Raw genomic sequence first — 4,095 nt, forward strand, 5'->3', positions numbered from 1 at the left:
GGTTTCAGGGGCTGCCGCAGCGGCGCCCGCGCTTTCTACCCGCTGTTGCTGTGTGGCCTCGGCAGCGCGGATGCTGTCGCGCAGGCGCTCCAGCTCCTCGCGGGTGATGAGCGACTGCACGGGGTAGGCGCGCTCGTTGTTCCAGTAGCTGTCAAAACTGCGCGACAGGTCCTGCACGATGCCCCCTGCGGCGAGCACATCCAGGTCCACAAAGTTGCCCGAGTCCGAGTTGCCGAAATAGGCGTTCCCCAGGTTGCGCCCCCCGGTTATGCCCACAGCGTTGTCGGCAATGAAGAGCTTGTTGTGCATGCGTTGCTGCGTCCGAGAGAAGTCGCTCAGCAGGCTGAACACGCGGCCTGCGGGCGAGCCGCGTGCTCCGGACAGTGGGTTGAACATGCGCATCTCTACATTGGGCACAAAGGCCAGCCGCATCACCAGCGCATCGCGCCCTGTGCTGTGAAAGTCGTCCAGCAGAAGCCGCACGCGCACCCCGCGCCGGGCCGCGTCGGCCACGCTGAGCAGCAGGCGCTCGCTGCTGGCGTCGGCGTGGATGGCGTAATACTGCAGATCCAGTGTCTTCTGGGCGGCTTCAACCAGCGCCAAGCGGCTGCTGTAGGCCGCCTGGGGACCGCTGAGCAGCATGAACCCCGAGGGATGCAGCGCCTGCTGCGCAGTGCGGCGGGCTTGTACCCACTGGCCCAGTGCGGTGTCGCCGGGGTTTTGGAAGGCGGTGGAGATGGGCCGATCCACATCCTTGGGCAAGCCCGCACAGCCCATAAGGCCCACCAAGGCCACCAGTGCCGTCAGGGCAAGGGCCCACCGGCTGCGACGGGCCAAGGATGTCAGCAGGAGCGAGAAGAAAGGCTGGTGGGGCATGGCGCGATGGCAGGATTGTGACCTGGGTGCCGCCGTGGCGTTGCTCCAGGGTATCCCGTTGCCAGGGCCCGGGGCTGTGGGGCAAAGTCCCACCCCGTCTTGGTGGTGGCCCTGTGCCTGGGGCTGCCCTGGCCAGCCCCAGCATTGCGGGCTTACCAGCTCACTTCGCGGTCGGGCGTGGCACTGATCTTGTGAATGGACAGGTCGGCCCCGTCGAATTCTTCTTCCTGCGTAAGCCGCAGGCCCACCGTGTGTTTGAGGATGCCATAGACGATGAAGCCCCCCAGCAGCGCCCAGGCCACACCCAGGCCCGTGCCAATCAGCTGGGCCGACAGGCTGACGCCGCCCAGGCCCCCAAGTGCTTTGCTGCCAAAGATGCCGGCGGCCAGCCCGCCCCAGGTGCCACACAGGCCATGCAGGGGCCAGACGCCCAGCACGTCGTCAATCTTCCACTTGTTCTGGGTGAGCGTGAACATCAGCACAAAGATGGCGCCCGCCACCGCGCCGACCACCAGCGCACCCAAGGGGTGCATCAGGTCCGAGCCCGCGCACACGGCTACCAGCCCGGCCAGTGGGCCGTTGTGCACAAAGCCCGGATCGTTCTTGCCCAGCACCAGAGCGGCCAGCGTGCCTCCCACCATGGCCATCAGCGAGTTGACTGCCACCAGGCCCGAGATCTTGTCCAGTGTCTGGGCACTCATCACGTTGAAGCCAAACCAGCCCACCACCAGCACCCAGGCGCCCAGCGCCAGAAACGGGATGTTGGACGGCGGGTGGGCTGAAATCGCACCATCCTTGCGATAGCGGTTGGCGCGTGAGCCCAGCAAGATCACCGCAGGCAGGGCAATCCAGCCGCCCATGGCATGCACCACCACCGAGCCCGCAAAGTCGTGAAACTCTTCGCCCGTGACGGCCTTGATCCAGGCCTGCACGCCGAAATGCTGGTTCCAGGCGATGCCTTCAAAGAACGGATACACAAATCCCACAATGACCGCCGTGGCCATGAGCTGAGGCCAGAACTTGGCCCGCTCGGCGATACCTCCCGACACAATCGCCGGAATGGCAGCCGCAAACGTGAGCAGGAAGAAGAACTTGACCAGCGCATAGCCACTTTGCTGCGCCAGCGTTTCGGCCCCCATGAAGAAATGCGTGCCATAGGCCACGCTGTACCCCACCACAAAATAGACGACCGTGGACACCGAGAAATCCACCAGAATCTTTACCAGTGCATTCACCTGGTTCTTCTTGCGGACCGTGCCAAGCTCCAGAAAAGCAAAACCGGCGTGCATGGCCAACACCATGATCGCCCCGAGCAGAATGAACAGAGCGTCCGTGCCCTGTTTGAGTGCTTCCATAACATCCTCGCGCTAGTGATTGATCGACTCTGGTGCATTGCGACTGTCTGCAACAGATTTGCACCAGATTGAAGCAAAAGTTGTGCCAGTTATTGGTGCAAATGTTTGCACTGATATGGGGCGGTGGGTAGCGGAAGGTGCGGGGTGTGTTGTGCGGTGCGTAGGGGGCAGGTCAGAAAGCGTCGCGCCCCGGAACCCGTGCCAGGATGCGCAGGTCGGGCCCCAACTGCTCCACAGATATGAAGTCCAGCTTAAGCCCTTGGGCCAATGCTTCGAAAGGGCCCATCTGGGCAAGTCCAAGCCCAGGGCCCAACAACATGGGGGCCATGTAGATCAGCATCTCATCCACCAGCCCCTCGCGCAGCAAGGAGCCATTGAGTTTGTGGCCTGCTTCCACATGCAACTCATTCACCCCCCGGGCGGTCAGGTCGCGCAGCATTGCGGACAAATCCACTTTGCCGTGGGTGTTGGGCAAACAGATCACGGTGGCGCCGCTTGTTTCCAGTGCGGCTTTCTTTGCGTCGTTCTGGATGGCTGTGTAGATGTAGCAAGCGCGGCCAGACATGAAGAGACGGGCATCCGGTGGCGTCTGCAACTGGCTGTCCACCACCACCACATGGGGCTGGCGTGGTGTGGGCACTTCACGCACATCCAGTCGGGGGTTGTCATCCAGCACAGTGCCGATGCCTGTGAGCACTGCACAGGCGCGTGCACGCCAGGCATGGCCATCGGCGCGCGCTGTGGGCGATGTGATCCACTGGCTTGCACCGTTGGGCAAAGCGGTGGCGCCATCCAGCGAGGTTGCAGCCTTGAGGCGAACCCAAGGGGTGCCGCGCACCATTCTGCTGAAAAAGCCAATATTGAGTTCGCGTGACTCTGCTGCCCCCGGGCCCGTCTCTACCTCCACCCCTGCAGCGCGCAAGCGGGCAAATCCCTGCCCAGCGACCACAGGGTTAGGGTCCGTGAGGGAAGCCACCACCCTGCCAATCCCGGCGGCCACCAACGCATCGCAGCATGGCCCCGTGCGCCCCTGGTGCGCGCAGGGCTCCAAGGTCACGTAAGCGGTCGCACCCAGGGTGCTATGTCCCGCTTCTTGCGCGGACCGCAACGCCATGACCTCTGCGTGGGCCCCTCCCGCCTGTTGTGTGTGACCGCTGCCTATTTCCCGCCCATCCGGCGCCACCAGCACGCAGCCAACGCGCGGATTGGGGTTGGAAACAAAAAGCGCCTGGGCGGCGAGCCCAAGCGCTTTGTTCATCATGGTTGTCTGCTTGTCAGTGCATTGCATTGCCAGATGCTAACGCATGGGCCAATGGTTATGCCGGAGGACTCGCCGTTACTTATTCCAGCATTCGGCGACCAAAGAAGCTGATGCGGCAGATGCAGCGCCTCGCACGCCAGAGTGCGTAAGTGTGTAGTTTCCGCATCTATCTCCCGCCTGCCCGCCCGTTGGTGTGGCAGTCAGCGTGTATGCGGTGCCTGACGCAGCGCTCGCTGGTGGCGATGCCAGTGCAATGGTGTACCGGCCAGATTTGATCGTCGTGAGTGTTGCGGGAAACGACGCTGTCGGCGGATAGGTGCCGGTTGCTGTGGCCGCTCGCTCCATCCATTGAGCTGCTTGGAGTAAGGCTGCGCGCGCTTCCGCACGATGCCCGCGCCGCACATACTCTGTGTAGCTTGGAAACGCAATGGCGCTGAGAATGGCCACGATGGCGACCACAATCATGACTTCAATCAGGGTGAAGCCTCGTTGTTGCTGATTCATCTGCAGTCCGTTTCATCTAAATAAATTACTGCAATTGCCGCCAATTTACAGTTGATGCGGGTTTGGGTAACTGGGCAGTATTACCACCACCACCACCAC

4 protein-coding genes are annotated in these 4,095 nt (G+C 62.6%); all 4 read right to left on the reverse strand.

Annotated features, from left to right (window positions below; genetic code table 11):
- A partial coding sequence (locus DBR12_RS20385; RefSeq protein ID WP_233244979.1) for a phospholipase D-like domain-containing protein occupies positions 1-876 on the reverse strand: 876 nt, incomplete at its 3' end.
- A 152-nt stretch (positions 877-1,028) separates the two neighbouring features.
- Entirely contained in the window at positions 1,029-2,231 is a 1,203-nt protein-coding gene (locus DBR12_RS20390) for an ammonium transporter (protein WP_108618896.1), read from the reverse strand.
- Positions 2,232-2,403: 172 nt separating this feature from the next.
- A complete protein-coding gene (ribD, locus tag DBR12_RS20395; RefSeq protein WP_108618897.1) occupies positions 2,404-3,519 on the reverse strand; it encodes a bifunctional diaminohydroxyphosphoribosylaminopyrimidine deaminase/5-amino-6-(5-phosphoribosylamino)uracil reductase RibD in 1,116 nt (371 codons plus the stop codon).
- A 48-nt stretch (positions 3,520-3,567) separates the two neighbouring features.
- Positions 3,568-3,996, reverse strand: a complete 429-nt coding sequence (locus DBR12_RS20400; protein WP_108618898.1) for a type IV pilin protein — start codon at positions 3,994-3,996, stop codon at positions 3,568-3,570.
- Between the last annotated feature and the right edge of the window lie 99 nt (positions 3,997-4,095).

The organism is Acidovorax sp. HMWF029 (genome assembly GCF_003060895.1).
GTDB lineage: Bacteria > Pseudomonadota > Gammaproteobacteria > Burkholderiales > Burkholderiaceae_C > Acidovorax.

What these genes read in the sequence shown, in the direction of transcription:
- DBR12_RS20390 (WP_108618896.1), bottom strand. Translation starts at nt 2,231, where the DNA reads ATGGAAGCACTCAAACAGGGCACGGACGCTCTGTTCATTCTGCTCGGG.
- DBR12_RS20400 (WP_108618898.1), bottom strand. Translation starts at nt 3,996, where the DNA reads ATGAATCAGCAACAACGAGGCTTCACCCTGATTGAAGTCATGATTGTG.
- ribD (WP_108618897.1), bottom strand. Translation starts at nt 3,519, where the DNA reads ATGCAATGCACTGACAAGCAGACAACCATGATGAACAAAGCGCTTGGG.